The following is a 16,128-nucleotide window of genomic DNA, read 5'->3' as shown; positions in this document are numbered from 1 at the left end:
CGGACTCTCATGACCTTCTCAGAACAATTACGAGATCGTGCAGCGCCTATTTGGGCAGCCCAGTTCAAACATCCCTTCGTCGTGGCACTGGGCAAAGGCACGTTACCGGCAAAAAAGTTTCAATATTACATCCTTCAAGATGCAAGGTATTTAGAAGAATTGGCCAGAGTTTTTGCGCTTGGATCGGCTAAAGCGACGGATGGAGAGACGGCCCTTCGGTTTGCCAAACTCGTTGAAGACACGATAACCGTCGAACGAGGGCTTCATGAATCGTATGGAAAACAATGGGCTCTTTCCCCCAAAGACATGCGATCCACCCCCCTTTCTCCAACAAATTATGCCTATTGTCGCCATATGAGAAGCGTGGCACAAACCGGGACACTCGGGGAAATTACGGTGGTGGCTCTCCCCTGTGCATGGGTCTATTGTGAAGTCGGACACCACCTCTTGGAAAAGGCAACACCCAAGCCCTCTCATCCGTATTATGAATGGTTGCAGCTGTATGGGTCACCCGAATTTGCAGAAGTCACCCGATGGATGCGCGAAGTCGTCGATCGCTGCGCGAAAACCGCAGGCAGGGCTGAAAAAGGCAGGATGGAGGAAGCCTTTCTCATCAGTTCGCAATACGAATGGATGTTTTGGGATATGGCCTGGCGGGAAGAAAAATGGCCCATATAGCCGATTGGGTGTGTTTATCTTTTCATACCATGACGTGGGCTAAATCCACCCAGTCCAAAACCCTGAGCTTTCTTTCACCCAACCCCTGTCTCCGAGAACGCCAACACATGAAAAGGAGCCCAAATACCTTATTTTTTGCTCTCGGGTTATTTAATTTATGGGTAGGGCTCCAGGTTCCGGATCAGGTCAGCGGACAACCTCCCATGGCTAAAGGAATCCAACCCCTTATCCAACTGGAAAGCCAGTCCTTGCACCAACTAATTCCTAAGAATATCCGACCCCTCCTGCTTCCAAAAGAACAGGAACAATTCCTTCAGGAACTTGAAGGCCACCCGCCAGATTGGCACACCTTACAAAGCCTGGATCACACGGAGGAAAGCGAACGCCTGTTTCAACTCAACCGCGCACGAGACGAGGCGCGCCTTATTCACAAGGACATCCTTCAACAACCCATTGCCTTCTTATGGTCAGGCTTTCTCCGTAGATATATGCCCGAATACGAGGGATTTTTGGTGGCCCTTGGCCCAGAACTCACATCCACATCATGGGGGATAGTTCGCTTTAAGCCCATGGGATTGCCCGACTATCTGGTGGCCATCCCCTCTCTGGAATCGGCCAAGCAAATTCGGAGTCAGCAACAAAAGGGTGAGCAAATAGCCATCGGCGTCCTTTTTTTTGGTACTCTGGTTGCCGATGAATCACTCATCTATAGTTTTTCTCATGATCAGAAAGGGGACGGGATGATCTTGCCCGTCGTGCAAATCGAAGACGTACGGTATTTCATTCCCCGGCCCAACTGATTATCATTTAAGAATTACGCCACCATTAAACAAGGACGTGTCAGATTTCTCCGACCCAAACCATATCAAAACCATTTGTGATATTGAAGTATTGGGGACCAGTGATCCTCTATGCGCTCGCTATTGTGTATCTCTCCTCTCAATCCAATCCTGGCCAACACCTCCACCTCCCTTCCTTTATGTTCAATATTAATGATAAATTTTTACATGCCTGCGAATATGGCGTACTCGGGATTTTGCTCTATCGTGCATTCAAATATACGACCCCGCACGCGGGAAATATGGGCCTTGCTATCATCTGCGTCATTGCGTTCGGGATTTCCGATGAGATCCATCAATGGTTTGTCCCTCAGCGTCAGGCTGACATTTTGGATCTCGTTGCCGATACCTTTGGTGCCGCCTTTTTAATATTTGGTTGGGTGCTCATAACAGAGAAAGGACGAAGACGGCTGATTATCCGCAAGTAACCCACACCCAACCCCATGGCACAGTGGTCATAAAACTGATGCCGGCACCCCCACGCGCAGACAGCAATGAGAAAATTTTTCAAGGAATATTCGGAAAACCGGATGGCCTCTCTCGCGAACCAGAATGGGGTCACCTACCTCTTCGTCATGATGCTGGTTGTCGTCATGTCCATTTCCACCATGGAAGTCACTCAACAGTGGTCGGTCATCATGCAACGGGATCGAGAGGCTGAGCTACAATTTCGTGGGACCAGTATTGCCATAGCCATTGAGCGATTTGTGAGGGACTGGGAATTTCAAAAGGCCACACGACCCAACCAATGGCCGCGAACGCTTGAAGAATTAACGAAGAAATCACCCAAACGGTATCTCCGGAAGGCCTACGCCGATCCCATAACCGGAAACAAGTTTGCGCTAATAAAAATCGGCCAGGAGATTCACGGAGTCAGAAGTACCAGCACCGAGACCCCATATAACCAGGATATCTTCAAGGGTGCCAAGACGTACCAAGCCATCCGCTTCGAAGCCAAGGGAAGCACCAACTGCCAGGTCAACCCGCTCAATCCCAATGCGCCGACCAACTGTGCTCCCCCACCGAACACATCTCCTTCAGGGGAAACTTCCCTAGGTGATACTCCTTCGACAACTTCCCCGGTTCAGGCTCCATCAACAGAAGCCCCAGCAGAGGAAACCCCAACTTTTCAGTAGGATTAAACCATTAGAGTTTCCGTAACGATTATGTGTGATAATGCTCTTATTCCAACATCCCTCGGGTACTTCAAGGAGCGGTAATCCCCCATGGAGCGTATAAAAACCTTCCCATGGCTCGTTAAGACCTACCTAAACACACCCTTTTATTTTCTGAAAAAATTTCCAGGCTCAATATTGACGAAGAGATATCCGATACAGAAATTAGAGTAGCTTAAAGAAACGAGCAGGTATCTCTAGCTCGAACTTGACAGATATGCTATGTTCAGGAGGTTTTTTGATTTCTTCTGTCTTACCCCCCCGTCATTCTCATAAAATATAGCGAAGGTTCCAATGCTTAGATTGAATTCGTTTTGCCTGTTGGCCATGGTCTTAATGATGGCTCTGATGTCCTGCACTCTTCGTGAAACCCAGCTTGGAGATGAACTTGAGCAAAAGGGCGATTTCGACGGGGCCGTGGCGGCCTACCGGGAAGCCGTTCGAATAGACCCCTTTAATACCGAACTTAATGAAAAACTGAAAAGGGTAAAACTCCGGGCGGCAGAACAACATTTCTCCCGTGGGAAGCAAATGTTGAAAGAGCAGAAAGTTGGAGAAGCTCTTCAGGAATTCCAAATAGCTGTAGGGCTTGATCCTGAAAAGAATGAGTACCATACAGCCCTCAACGATGTCTGGCGTTCCAAAACAGCCCAACAAATCTTATTGGACGCCAAAAGTATGGAAAGTCTCGGACGATATGACGAGTCTTTGCAACTCTATGAATCCGCCGTCGAATTGGATCACGGTCTGGTAGAAGCTGTTGAAGGCATCACCAGAGTGGTCCAATTGCAGAAAGCCACGCAAGCCATCGGTGGCTCGGCGGAGCCCGTAACCCTTCGCTTCCAGAATACCCGACTCAAACAAGTCTTTGAAATTTTAGCAAGAACCGCCAATATCGATATTTTATTCGATAAGGATGTGCGAGATGACCTGGTGACTATTTTCACGAAGGACACGCCGTTTGATGAAGCCTTGAATCTCATTTTGACGACCAATCAACTGTTTGCCAAGCGGGTAGGCCCTGACCGGCTCCTGGTCATCCCCGATACCAAACAAAAACGGGAGCAATATGATGACCTGCAAATTCGCACATTTTATCTCTCCAATGCGAAAGCCAAAGACATGGCGAACTTGCTTCGTACGATTTTAGAAACGAAACGCGTCTATGTGAACGAGCCCTTGAACACGGTGGTCATCCGGGACGAACCGGACAAAGTCGGTCTGGCGGAACAGATCATCCTGGCCAATGATCGTAACGACTCGGAAGTCCTTTTTGAAGTGGAGGTTTTGGAAGTCAACCGTACCAACACCCAAAACCTGGGTTTACAGTTTGCCAAAGAGGCGGGATTTGGTATTTTCCCACCAGGCACTGAGTCTCCGAATTCCGCCGCCTTTTCCCTTCCATCAACATTTTCGTTCAAACAATTGACAGACATTGGTCAGGAGTCTTTCCTATTTCGATTTCCCAGCAGTGTGTTATTGAATTTTTTCAAACAGGAGTCTCAGGCCAAAACTCTGGCTTCGCCTAAACTCAGAGTGCTCAATAATGAAAAGGCTTCCATCAATGTCGGAGATAAGCAGCCCATTCTTCTCTCAACCACCAATGTCTTACCGGGACAGGCGTCCACGGGTGCCGTTCCTACGACTTCAACCGTGACCTCCATTGAGTTTAAGGATACGGGCATCAAACTTACCGTTGAACCGACCGTGCATTTAAACAGAACCATTTCCCTTCGATTGCAAATAGAAGTCACACGGCTCGGCGAGCGGGTCATTCTTCAAGCTTCTCCCCTAATTACCCAATTCAAGTTTGGAACCCGTACCGCGGACACGGCGCTCAATATGCGGGATGGTGAAACTGTCGTTCTCGGCGGGCTCCTTTCAGAGGACAACACAAAGACGCGGGATTCCGTACCCGGAGTCGATGACATTCCCGTCCTTGGGGAACTCTTTAGTAACACCAATACCAATAAAGTTGTGACCGAAGTCATTTTGGTCATTACACCGCACATCGTCCGCAGCGTCACACCGCCACAATTAGCGAAGCACACGATGTGGTCAGGCACAAGCAACCAGTACAGCACGAAGCCGATGTTTTCACAACCTAATCCGGCTGTGTCTCTTCTGAACACCCAGGACTTGCTCCCAGACACGACCGATTCTTCCGAATCGACAGCGTTCCCCAAAGACTCCTCATTAACTGAGGGTAAGACACCCCTTTCAACATCCGTGGAACCAGGCTCGGTGGATGCATCCCCGTCTATGACCGATAGACCACGTCTACAAGTCCTGCCGACCGCTACGTCAGTTAAAGTCGGAGATCAAATATCCATCACCATTCAAGGGGAAAACCTGTCATCGGTCGGAAAAACCTCTCTCACGCTGACCTATGACCCAGCGGTGCTTTCCTTTGCGCAGGCCAATGAAGGGACAGTATGGACATCTCAGCAGATGGTTCCAAGTATGACCGTTTCCGCCGTGCCACATTTAGGACAATTGGTTCTTCAAATGGGTCAGGAGGAAACAGCCGTCCAAGGGAGTGGCTCACTTGCCACGGTGACGTTCGAAGCCACCGGGACTGGAAACTCAAACATTCACATTCAACAATCAACGTTCTTGGGAGCCAATGGCCAATCTATCCCGGTCATGGTGGAACATGGCAGAGTGTTGGTGGAATAAATCCTCGCCGGCTCAAGAGGGGGTAACCTTAATCGAACTCTTGGTCACGTTGGTCATTATGTTCATATTAGCCTCCGTCGCCCTACCCATTGCGAAAGTCAGCATTAAACGGTCGCAAGAGTTGGAGCTTCGCCACACCTTACGAACGGTACGAACCGCTATTGATGCATTTCAACAGGATTGGGCGAGAGATGGGACTGTGCGTACGGGAAAACTCTGCGTGGAAAACGTGACGACGTGCCAAGAGTCCACGGGAGTAACCGGTTACCCTAAGACCTTAGAAACTCTCCTAAAGGTGAAATTAACCGGCGAAAAAGCCCAACTCGGGGAGCAATCGGAAATTAAACGATACCTCCGGAAAATCCCCTTGGATCCAATAACAGAGACCACGGAATGGGGGCTCCGGTGTTTCCAGGATGAACCAGACGAATCCCGGTGGTGCGGGGAAGATGTCTTTGACATCTATACCACCAGCGAAAAAAAGGCAATTGACGGGACCCCCTATCGTGAATGGTAATGACCCACTTTGTAGTTTTTGGCAAAAAGGGCTACACTTTACTCGAGCTCATGATTGTCGTGGCAATCGTGGGGATTCTGGTTTCCATCGCGATTCCCACGTTTCAACATACGGCAATAAAAGCCAAGGAAGCGGCTCTGAAGCAGAATTTATTCACCATGCGAGCGGTTATTGATCAATTTTATGCGGACAGAAAGGAATATCCGGCGACCTTAGAGGACCTGGTGGAAGAGAAGTATCTTCGGGCCATTCCCGTGGATCCTTTTACCCACTCCTCGACCACATGGACCGAAATTTATGAAGAACAGGAGGAGGGCGAGGACTCTCCTGCTGGAATATTTGATGTTAAAAGTGGGAGTGCCGGCGAAGCGCTGGATGGCACTCCCTATACAGAATGGTAGGTAGCAAATGAAATGTAAACATTGGACGCACATGATTCTGAGCGGAACATTTATCCTGATTTTAGGCGGCTGTGCTCAAAAACCGACCAAACCGGTCGCGGTCGATTCATCGATAGAGTATGTCTCCCAGAATTCTCACCAACAGGTGCTCCTTCAGGAAGCCAGGATAGAAAATGAAAACTTACGGGCTGAACTAGGGGCATTAAAAATTCTCATGGCCAAACAAGCAGGTGAACTGCAATCGCTGAGAGGCCATACGCAATCCATTCAGCATCGGGAACAGGATCAAGGGCTTGAGCTGCAACATATTCGTGGAGAACTTCTGGACACTCAGGCCGAGCGAGATCAACTGCGAAAACACAACATGGAACTTGAGGGCCAGGTTGCCAGCATGCCGGATACCACGCAGCTCGTGTCGGATATTCAAATCCTCAACCAATCATTCCAGCACATTATGGCGAGCATGAAACAGCTTTCCTCTGATATCACGTTGATTAAACAGGAACTCCACAAGTCCTCAGGTAAGGGACAACCCCTGCAAACAAAACACTCAATGCCCAAACCACCATCCGTGTCCGTGAATAAACGCATGCCGGATTCCCAAGGACGGATCGTCATTCAAAGTGGCGACTCCCTCTGGAAATTATCCCAAATGTATGATGTCTCCATTGCCCAATTACATGAATGGAATGACCTCGATTCCGACGTGATTATGACCGGATTCAAAATTCAGGTCACCTCTCCGATGGCCTCTCAGCCGAACGCGGTAAGCACTTCGAGGCATTCAAGTGAGCCAGCGGATTCTCCTGCCATCCCAGAGGCCCTGGTTGAACCGGTACAACATGAAAGCCTTCCCGTACAGGACAATCGTGTGGAAAGTGCCCCTGAGCCAAAACATATACTCTCACTTGGCAATCCTCATTTACCTGAGTCACCCTAGTGCCCCGGTTTCATTACAAAGCCGCTCGTCCGGATGGAACGATTATTGAAACCGATGGGGACGGCGAAACATCTCAAAGCCTTCGCTCTCAACTCGAGGCTCAAGGACTGCTTGTTCTGGACCTGGCAGGCTCTGGCGCCAGGCAGATCGTCTCACGAAAAAAACGGCAACGTCCTTTAGCACTGAGAGATTTCCTGATTTTCAATCAGGAATTTTTAGCCCTGCTCAAAGCCGGATTGCCCATGTTGCGGTGCTTTGATCTTCTGGCAGAACGAAACACCCAGGTGGGGTTTCAACAAGCTCTGCAATCCGTACGAGAGCATATTCGAGGAGGATCGGCCATTTCCGAAGCCATGACCCATCACCCAACCTACTTTCCGGAACTCTATCAAGCTTCCTTACGAGCCGGGGAGCAGGCTGGCAACCTCCCTGAAGTGCTCAGCCGATATATTGCCTATTTAAAAATGCTTATTGGGGTTCGGGAAAAAGTCGTGAAAGCGACCATTTATCCTATATTTTTATTGGGGTTTGGTCTCTTGGTGACCATGGGTCTGTTATTTTTTGTGCTTCCGTCATTTGCCGAAGTTTACCAAGAAAGTCGCGTGGAATTGCCCTGGGCCACCCAGCTCTTAATTGACCTGACCCATTCCGCCACTCAATGGATGATCGGACTGCTGATTTTCCTGGGGGTTGGGGGAATGGTGATCTATTGGTGGAAAAACACCCCTCAAGGTCAATGGCAAATACATTGGTTATTTCTCCATGCCCCGATACTTGGGCCCTTGTTTTTAAAAAATCAAGTGATTCGTTTAGCCAGAACACTGTCAACCATTCTTGGAGGCGGAATCCCGTTGTTATCGGCCCTGCAAGTCACAGCGAAATCCATGCCCAATAAAGTCTTTGCCAAAGCGCTCCAATCAGTCATTGTTCATGTTCGGGAAGGTACCAGCCTCTCCGCAGCATTAAAAAAAGAAAACTTTCTCCCTCGCCTCACCCTGGAAATGGTTGAAGTCGGTGAAACGACCGGTTCACTGGAAGCCATGCTTTTTGAGGTCGCCGAATTTCATGAAGGAGAATTGGATTTTCAATTATCTCGACTGATGACATGGATCGAGCCTATGTTCATCATTCTGATTGGCGTTATTTTAGGAGGGGTGGTCATTGCCCTCTATCTTCCTATTTTCCAAATGGCCGGAGCGGTGTAACGACCCAGTGACCTCAACGAGAAAAAAATTATGACCACACCAGTTAAACGCATGCCCTTCGAAGACCTCCTGGTCGAAAAGGGGCTCATCCTGGAACGGGAAAAAGAGACGTTGATCGAAACGGCCCGATCAACCAATCAGACTATTCCCACCATTTTGTTAGAACGAGGCACCCACACCGAAGAGGTGATCGGCCAAGTCCTGGCTGATCAATATGGTTTACCATGGAATACGCTTAAGGAATTCCGTATCCCCTCACCGCTCATGGAGACCATTCCGGTCGAACTCATGCATCGGTATGAATTCGTGCCCATTGAACAAGAAGGCCAGATTCTGACCATCGCTCTCGCAAAACCACAAGACCTGCGTATGATCGATGAATTGGAGCACCAATTGGGATTTGAGTTGCGATTAGTGGTGACAACTCACTCGGCTATCGTTGAAGCCTTGAGCAATAGTGAAGGTAATAGCCAGGTGCTCACACGCATCAAAGCGGAATTGGATCCAGTGCTGATTAAAGAAGACGAGAAAGGCGAAGAAATCCTCTCCGTTGAAAGGATCACCAAGGACCTCAGCCCGGTCGTCAAACTGGTCAATACGATTATCTTAACCGCCTTGCAAAAGCAGGCGAGTGACATTCATATTGAGCCCACGGAACGCACGGTGGAGGTCAAGTTCCGGATTGATGGCGTTCTCTATTTAGCCATGGATCCGTTTGATACCGGCATTCACCCCTCTCTCATTTCCAGGCTCAAAATCATGTCTGAACTCGACATTGCGGAACGTCGTACGCCGCAAGATGGTCGGTTCAAGCTGCTGCTGAATCACCGAACCATTGATTTCCGGGTCTCCATCTTGCCAAGTGTGTTCGGAGAATCGGTGGTCATCAGAATTCTGGATAAACAACATATATCAGCAGGGGTCCAGGGGCTGCGCCTGGAAGCCCTGGGGTATACCGGAGAAGACCTTCGCCGATTCCGTCGAGCCATCACCCGTCCCTATGGCATGGTGCTGGTGACCGGACCCACAGGAAGCGGAAAAACGACGACCTTGTATGCCGCGATCAATGAGGTGCACTCCGACGAAGATAAGATCATTACCATTGAAGATCCGGTGGAATATCAATTAAAGGGGATCGTTCAAATTCCCGTCAATGAAAAAAAGGGGCTCACATTTGCCAGAGGGCTTCGATCCATTTTGCGGCATGATCCTGATAAAATTATGGTAGGAGAAATTCGGGATTTAGAGACGGCACAAATTGCCATTCAATCGGCACTCACCGGGCATTTGGTCTTTTCTACCGTGCATGCGAATAATGCCTTTGATGTCATTAGCCGGTTTGTGAATATGGGCATTGAGTCGTACAATTTCGTGGCTTCCTTAAGTTGCATTCTCGCCCAACGCCTGGTGCGATCCATCTGCCCAACCTGCAGGATCCCCGTTCAGATACATCCTGAGCAATGCCAGGAATCCGGCATTGAATATGAAGACGTGAAACACCTGACCTTTTTCGAAGGGAAAGGATGCAATGAATGCCACGGGTTAGGTTTCCGAGGTCGAAAAGCCATTACAGAATTTTTGGATATGACCGACTCCATCAAGGAAATGATTTTAAATGAGAAATCTATTTCAGAAATTCGCACGGCGGCGATGGCTCAGGGCATGACCTCGCTACGGCAAGCAGCCCTTGAGAAAGTCTACCGAGGAGAAACGACGCTCAAAGAAATTAATCGGGTCACTCCGATCGAGGAAATCTAATGCATTTTTTTCCCATCTCGGCACCCACCGTCGCGCTCTCTCTTTCTGATGAAGAGCTCTGCCTGGTGGAAATCAAAAAACATTGGCGTAAAAGCTCGCTCCGACACATCGCCAGACTCCCGCTTTCCCCGGGAGTCCTTAGCCTCTCTTCGACCAAACTCAATATTTCCAATACCGATGAGTTTCTTACTCAACTCAAGGCCCTGGCCAAGCCCTATCGTCGCCCAATTTCCATTGCACTCAGTCTCCCGGATATATGCGCCCGGACAAGCATTTTTGATTTTGCATCCTTTCCCACAAAAAAACCGGAGCAGACGGCACTGGTGAATTGGCGTTTTCAACAGGACCTTAAACTGGATACCTCCCAATCACGGCTGGCCTTCGGTCTCTATGTGCCCACCTCGGTCAGGGATGCACTTCCCCCGGATACCACAGAACATGTCAGAGTGTTAGGCACGGCCATTCGCCATGAAATTATTGAACAATATGAGAACCTGTGCTTAGAGGCAGATCTCATCCCAACGGCTGTTGGAATGTCGGGGCTCGATGTCTTTGATCTGTACTGCCCCAACATCCAGGACCGGCTCACGGCTGAAAACTCTTCTGGGACCTTTCATCCGCCACCATTCATTTTCCTCTTCATCAGTCATTGGGGATTTACATTTCTGGCCTTTCAGGATGGCAGCCCACGCTTCATTCGCACGAAAGCTCTTGCCATCAAAACGGAGACCCATGATCATCAGGGGCCTTCACTGGATCCTGAGTCGGAGAAGCACGGGGAGACCAGAGATCATCGTCCGACATCGTCAGGGAATCCCTCTTCTGACGCACACCAAGATTACCCCACAGGAACTACTCCCTACCCTTCATACACCGCAATGAAGGTGGAAAAGGAAATCCTGGCCACATTGCAATATTATTTCGAGATGTTTCCCGTATCTGCTGCCACGGCATCTTCCCCGGTTAATTTGTTCATGACCACTGATTTAACCCTCGGACAGAGCCTTATGCCGCCTCTCGACCACATTCAACAGACCCTGAAGGCCAGTGGAGGACATGAGCCTCACATTCGAATCACCTCCCTATCCCCGGCCTCACATTTTCATCTCTTAAATACACACCTGGCGGTGAGCCACCAGGAAGAAGCGGCATTGCCAGGCTATGCCAGTCTCATGGTGGCATGATGATCCCACGTGTACATAGAAATCTATCTGCACCCGGTATTTCTCTTCTTCAATTGTCCCAACTCGGACTCACCCTTCTCACCGCCGGGGCCCTCGCCCTTACGGCTTCATTCTGGTGGGAGGGAAACGCATTACATGAACAGATTGATGTCCTAGAAGAGCAAGCCGCCGGTGTCGAGACGGCTAACCAACAATTGGTCGCCCAAGCCAGGGCAGCCGGACTTGACCTTTCGCACCAGGCCATTCGAAGCATTCCCTCAAAAGTCACTTTTGTGAAACAGGTTCGTGAACGGGTGGGATTTTCCTGGACACAATTATTGACGGATCTGGAAACAGCGATTCCTTCGGATATCACCCTGAACTCAGTTTCTCTCGATGAAAAAACCGACACCATCCTTCTCCAAGGATCGGCGGCGTCTTTACCCGACCTCAATCGACTCATTCACCAGTTAGAGAAGCACGCAGCTTTTCAGAATGTGTTGTTATCGCAGCATTCCACAAAAACTACCAAAGAGGAGCAAGGGGACTCACATAGCGTATTTTCGCTCACCGTCACCTATGATGCCCGACACCCAACTTCTCACCTGACAGGGGTTCCCAAGCAACGATGAATTCTTTCCAGATCATACAAGGATCAAAAACGACGATTCGGATTTCAAAATATTTAGGTCCGCTGTTTATCGTGACGGTCCTTGCCGGATTGTCATCGGTCGGGATGTTTGCCTTCATCTTTTATCCGGCCCAGGACCGGTTTCAACACATCACGGCCCTGAATCAAGCGTCCTTGCATACACAGACAACCATGCAGACAGCCCGGGAGACCCAAACCATTCTATCCACCATGTGGAATGCGCTTCCAGATTCCGGTGAATTCACAGATTTAAGTTTAGACATTGCCGATTTGGCAAAACAAAATCACGTACAAATTCCTGGCATGGGATACGACTTCAGACCCCTCCCCCATAAACTGGCCACAAAAGGCACGTTTGCGTTTGAAGCTGCAGGCCCCTATGAAGCTATTCGAAAATTCATTTTCGAACTGGAACAGCGCTGGCCCTATCTTTTTATTGAAAAACTGTCCGTTGAAACCTCTAAAAAACAAAAAGGGGTTATCTTTAAACTGAAGGTCTCCACCTTTCTGAAAGAATTCCCTGAACCGGTTAAAAAAACAAAAGCCTAATGACGAATCAACGAAAATGGCTGGTGTTAGGAGGCTTATTATTGGCCTGGGGAATGGTGTCGATTTTCCAAATGTGGGACTCCGCCCCAACAGATTCCCTGCCTTCCTCGGCCACGTCCGGAGCCCCCCTTCCCCCGATTAAAGACCTGAAGTTAGATCCGGCATTTTCTAACCCTCGCCAAACCGCAAAATTTTCTCTACCCCGTAACATCTTTGCACCTCTAGACATGTCCCAAGTCGCCCAACAAAAAAAAATTGACAAAGTCCCCACTTCTCGCCCTGCCAAAACAGCCCCCTCCCCAGCTCCGCCCCAACCGCCACCCCCAGGTCCCTCTATGGCCGATCTTGCAGGGCAACGGGCACGGGAACAACTTAACCAATTCCGGTTCCTGGGGTATTTAACCAAAGGGGGTGAAAGTCAGGCATTTCTCACCAATGGGCAGGCCATCTATATCGTCAAACAGGGAGAGATGTTGGAAGGTCGGGTGCAGGTGAACAGGATCGAACCAGAAACCATAGTTCTGTCCACCCAGGTGTTGGAAACCGGCTCGCATGTGCAGGCCACCATTCCCTTAACACCCGATACCAGCGGTTAATTGCCTTCATAGCGTTTTCCCCCCGCATCTTGGTATTCTTTTTCCATTATGTATACATGTCGCCGCGTTTCGTTTCTCAAAAATCTTCACCACACCACCTTTTGGTGGGTGCCAGGATTGATGGTATACACTGCCCTATTGGTGTCTCCGGGGCATTCGGCCACATATGACTGTTTTGATAAATCCGGAACACGCGTGTTAACAGACAATCCAGCCCAACTATTTAACTGCACGCTATTGCCAACACAAAGCCCTTCTCTCAGCAATCAAGCGTCATCCACGACTGCAACACTTCAAGCAATCCCCAAGTCCATTCCTGACCCGGCACCTCCTGACACCCAGATTTCTACTCAGGTGTCTTCGTTGAATAATGAGGAAGAGCAGGACAGACCTGTTAATCAGGAAATCACCATACCCCTCACCAGAAGTGGAGGGTCATTTGTCGTTTCTGTCATGTTGAATCAAGAACGACAGGCCCAACTCATTGTGGATACCGGTGCCTCCATGACAGTCCTCTCGACTCAGGTCGCCATTGATCTCGGAATCCTGGGAACAACCGACAATGAACTCTTGACTGTCAATACCGCAGGAGGGTCAGTCCAAGTCAACATGAATTATCTCTCTTCCATCACGGTCGGAACCGCACGGGCCACCAATGTCGCCGTAGCCCTTCACGATCTCCCGGATATTCCGGAACACATCGAGGGTCTGCTCGGCATGTCCTTCCTTAAACACTTTCTCGTGACGCTGGATGCGGAGCATGCTCAATTGATTCTCCGTCCCAAGCAAAAACCCTAATCCAACATATTGTAGTTCCGCGATGTGCAGAATCCCTGTGTCTGTGTGCAAAGCCTTGGTGCGAGGCGAGGAAGGGGCAGGTTAGAGATTTCTGCTCCAACGATGTCCCTCCACAAAGAGGACTCTCAAAGGTTGTAAATATTCGGTCTTCTCATTCTCACATGCGTGACAAAAACCAACCGAAGAAAAGTCATGGAGTGTTGAAAAAGACTCGTCCAATCATGCAGTGAGACCTCTCGAAGAAACGGCCGCAGACACTTGGACAGACGAAGCTGAAAAGGAATTTATGGGTTGGAAGAAACCGGAGGCAGAGCCCCTAAATATGGAAAGGCACCAACCTGGATCATGGAAGAATCGGACTGAAGACGAAAATCCCCCTTTTCAGGACTGACAAATCCTGGAGCAAATTGTACATCGGTTTTCCCTGCCCGATCCGGAGCCGGTGTGGGTGGAGTGCCGGTCATGACATAATCCCCCTGGTTGCCTGACAAGGCGTTAAAGGCCAGCGTGGTGTGACTTCCCGGAAAAAATAAAAAGCCTACTGCGCTCTGACTGATAATATTTCCCTGCACATCGGCTTGCGCATCGTCATGAAAAGCCGCCCCACCTCCGTTCTGAGCCAGGGTATTTTGAATCAACCGGGCTTTGGACTGATCAGTCATCAACACGGCTTCATACAGACTTCGTGTTATCACATTCTGTCTGAGGGTCACATCAGAGTTGCCTCCGATAGCCACGCCATGATCATTATGGTAAATCAGATTGCCCGATAGGGTGCCTGTAGAATCCGCAAATGCCACTCCTGTTGTCTCACTATCACCAATCACACAATCTTCCAAAAGAACATCCTGCACCTGTTGACTAAACACCATTCCATTGACACGAATCCGTGTTAATCGCACGCCACTGCCATTAAAAATGCCAACTCCCAATCCTCCATGTTGAATCACGGACAGATCTTGGATCGTCACATTCGTTGCCCCATACGGCCATTTACCAATATGAAGAGTCCCGACACGCTTTTTCCCGGTCAAAACGACCAGATCCATGCCTTCACCGATGATCGACAAACCCTCCTTGCTATGCACAGTAACATCTTCGGCATAGGCTCCCCGTTTAATCAAAATCGTATCACCTGATGCAGCCTGATCAATCGCTTCTTGAATCGAGGTGAAATGCCCTGATCCATCCAAGGCAACCTGCCATACCGACGAGACAACGGCCTCAGAGGGCGCAAGTTCCTCCGTATTGGCAGACGCCAATCCAGGCAGGACACATAGAATCAGAGCACATAAAAAGAAAACTAGTCGAATGGTGGTCGGCATGTCTTGAACTCTCACGGTGTTCATTCTCCCCTGTCATACTCTTGGCCGTCGATCGGCTTAACCAATGGAAAGGACTCTCATCGAGTCAATAACCCAAGGGGTTTGGCAGGGTCAAGCTGGTGCCGAAATTTTCCCTCATTTATTGTCGCCCCCCACCCCCTATGCTATGGTTGGCTATGGTCGTCGTCGGGTTAACTGGAGGATTGGCATCAGGAAAAACGACCGTCGCCAAGATATTTCAATCCCTTGGAGCAAGGATTATTGACGCCGACGAACTGGCCAGAGCCGTTGTCAAACCTGGAAAACCGGCTTGGAGGGATATCGTCAAGGAATTCGGAACGAAAGTGCTTGCCAAAGACCGCACCATCAATCGCCATGCTCTCGCCGATATCGTGTTTAAATCCCCTAAGAAATTACACGTTTTGCAAGCGATCATTCATCCCCGTGTGGCCCGAGAGCAGGCCAAACAGGTAAAAAGCATGCGACACGAAGATCCTCATGCGGTTATCATTTATGATGCTGCGTTATTATTGGAAGCCGGTGCACACAGGCGTATGGATCATGTCATCGTGGTCACCGCCGACCGGGCCACTCAACTCGCCCGTGCCTGCCGTCGTGATGGCCTGACCAAGGCCAGAGCCCTCCGGCGAATCAGACAACAAATGCTCCTTCGTCACAAGCTCGACTATGCCGACGCCGTATTGGATGGTACATGGTCACGTACCCGGTTGCGCCATGCGGTCCGGTCATTGTATAGGACATATGTCAATGAGGCGAGGTCACGAACGGCCCGCCGCAGCCTCAATACCCCATAGACCGTTCACCTACATGTCTAACTGTAAGGAGTCCACGC

At 49.6% G+C, this 16,128-nt stretch carries 17 protein-coding genes and 1 pseudogene; 17 read left to right on the top strand and 1 reads right to left on the bottom strand.

Annotation, left to right across the window (positions count from 1 at the left end; translation table 11 throughout):
* Positions 1-9 precede the first annotated feature (9 nt).
* From tenA to PQG83_RS04885, 16 genes and pseudogenes are all read left to right on the top strand, one after another.
* Positions 10-678 (top strand): thiaminase II, encoded by a 669-nt coding sequence (gene tenA / locus PQG83_RS04955; protein WP_312747456.1) that lies wholly within the window; start codon positions 10-12, stop codon positions 676-678.
* Between the two features lie 107 nt (positions 679-785).
* A complete protein-coding gene (locus PQG83_RS04950) occupies positions 786-1,478 on the top strand; it encodes a hypothetical protein (protein ID WP_312747455.1) in 693 nt (230 codons plus the stop codon).
* Positions 1,479-1,579: 101 nt separating this feature from the next.
* Positions 1,580-1,945, top strand: coding sequence for a VanZ family protein (locus PQG83_RS04945; protein ID WP_312747453.1), 366 nt, complete (start codon positions 1,580-1,582; stop codon positions 1,943-1,945).
* 102 nt (positions 1,946-2,047) lie between these two features.
* Positions 2,048-2,653, top strand: a complete 606-nt coding sequence (locus PQG83_RS04940; protein WP_312747451.1) for a hypothetical protein — start codon at positions 2,048-2,050, stop codon at positions 2,651-2,653.
* Positions 2,654-2,986: 333 nt separating this feature from the next.
* The gene (locus PQG83_RS04935; protein ID WP_312747449.1) at positions 2,987-5,371 is read left to right on the top strand and encodes a secretin GspD/PilQ domain-containing protein; all 2,385 of its coding nucleotides are present in this window, start codon (positions 2,987-2,989) and stop codon (positions 5,369-5,371) included.
* Complete coding sequence (locus tag PQG83_RS04930) at positions 5,349-5,888, top strand: type II secretion system protein (protein WP_312747448.1); 540 nt, start codon at positions 5,349-5,351, stop codon at positions 5,886-5,888. The genes PQG83_RS04935 and PQG83_RS04930 overlap by 23 nt, the downstream gene beginning before the upstream one ends.
* A complete protein-coding gene (locus tag PQG83_RS04925; RefSeq protein WP_312747446.1) occupies positions 5,888-6,289 on the top strand; it encodes a type IV pilin protein in 402 nt (133 codons plus the stop codon). The genes PQG83_RS04930 and PQG83_RS04925 overlap by 1 nt, the downstream gene beginning before the upstream one ends.
* 7 nt (positions 6,290-6,296) lie before the next feature.
* Positions 6,297-7,229 (top strand): LysM peptidoglycan-binding domain-containing protein, encoded by a 933-nt coding sequence (locus PQG83_RS04920; protein ID WP_312747444.1) that lies wholly within the window; start codon positions 6,297-6,299, stop codon positions 7,227-7,229.
* Positions 7,229-8,434, top strand: coding sequence for a type II secretion system F family protein (locus PQG83_RS04915; protein ID WP_312747442.1), 1,206 nt, complete (start codon positions 7,229-7,231; stop codon positions 8,432-8,434). Before PQG83_RS04920 ends, PQG83_RS04915 begins: the two co-directional genes overlap by 1 nt.
* A 30-nt stretch (positions 8,435-8,464) precedes the next feature.
* Positions 8,465-8,887, top strand: a pseudogene (locus tag PQG83_RS20880) (GspE/PulE/PilB domain-containing protein); the annotation flags it as partial.
* A 21-nt stretch (positions 8,888-8,908) separates the two neighbouring features.
* A complete protein-coding gene (locus PQG83_RS04910; RefSeq protein ID WP_376753572.1) occupies positions 8,909-10,192 on the top strand; it encodes a GspE/PulE family protein in 1,284 nt (427 codons plus the stop codon).
* On the top strand, positions 10,192-11,376 hold the full coding sequence (locus PQG83_RS04905) for a type IV pilus biogenesis protein PilM (protein WP_312747440.1): 1,185 nt from the start codon (positions 10,192-10,194) through the stop codon (positions 11,374-11,376). Before PQG83_RS04910 ends, PQG83_RS04905 begins: the two co-directional genes overlap by 1 nt.
* Positions 11,373-11,987, top strand: a complete 615-nt coding sequence (locus PQG83_RS04900; RefSeq protein WP_312747438.1) for a PilN domain-containing protein — start codon at positions 11,373-11,375, stop codon at positions 11,985-11,987. Before PQG83_RS04905 ends, PQG83_RS04900 begins: the two co-directional genes overlap by 4 nt.
* Positions 11,984-12,556 carry a hypothetical protein gene (locus tag PQG83_RS04895; RefSeq protein ID WP_312747437.1) on the top strand — a complete coding sequence of 191 codons (573 nt, stop codon included), beginning with the start codon at positions 11,984-11,986 and terminating at the stop codon, positions 12,554-12,556. The genes PQG83_RS04900 and PQG83_RS04895 overlap by 4 nt, the downstream gene beginning before the upstream one ends.
* Positions 12,556-13,152: a hypothetical protein gene (locus PQG83_RS04890; protein WP_312747435.1), complete on the top strand. Its 597-nt coding sequence runs from the start codon at positions 12,556-12,558 to the stop codon at positions 13,150-13,152. The genes PQG83_RS04895 and PQG83_RS04890 overlap by 1 nt, the downstream gene beginning before the upstream one ends.
* A gap of 48 nt (positions 13,153-13,200) precedes the next feature.
* Positions 13,201-13,950 carry a retropepsin-like aspartic protease family protein gene (locus PQG83_RS04885; RefSeq protein ID WP_312747433.1) on the top strand — a complete coding sequence of 250 codons (750 nt, stop codon included), beginning with the start codon at positions 13,201-13,203 and terminating at the stop codon, positions 13,948-13,950.
* Positions 13,951-14,234: 284 nt separating this feature from the next.
* On the opposite strand, the gene PQG83_RS04880 is transcribed toward PQG83_RS04885, so the two are convergent.
* Entirely contained in the window at positions 14,235-15,299 is a 1,065-nt protein-coding gene (locus PQG83_RS04880) for a right-handed parallel beta-helix repeat-containing protein (protein WP_312747431.1), read from the bottom strand.
* Between the two features lie 95 nt (positions 15,300-15,394).
* On the opposite strand from PQG83_RS04880, the gene coaE reads away from it, so the two are divergent.
* Positions 15,395-16,090, top strand: coding sequence for a dephospho-CoA kinase (coaE, locus tag PQG83_RS04875; protein ID WP_312747429.1), 696 nt, complete (start codon positions 15,395-15,397; stop codon positions 16,088-16,090).
* Positions 16,091-16,128 lie beyond the last annotated feature (38 nt).

Source organism: Candidatus Nitrospira neomarina (assembly GCF_032051675.1).
Lineage (GTDB): Bacteria > Nitrospirota > Nitrospiria > Nitrospirales > UBA8639 > Nitrospira_E > Nitrospira_E neomarina.
This window is presented reverse-complemented; position numbering and strand designations above follow the sequence as displayed.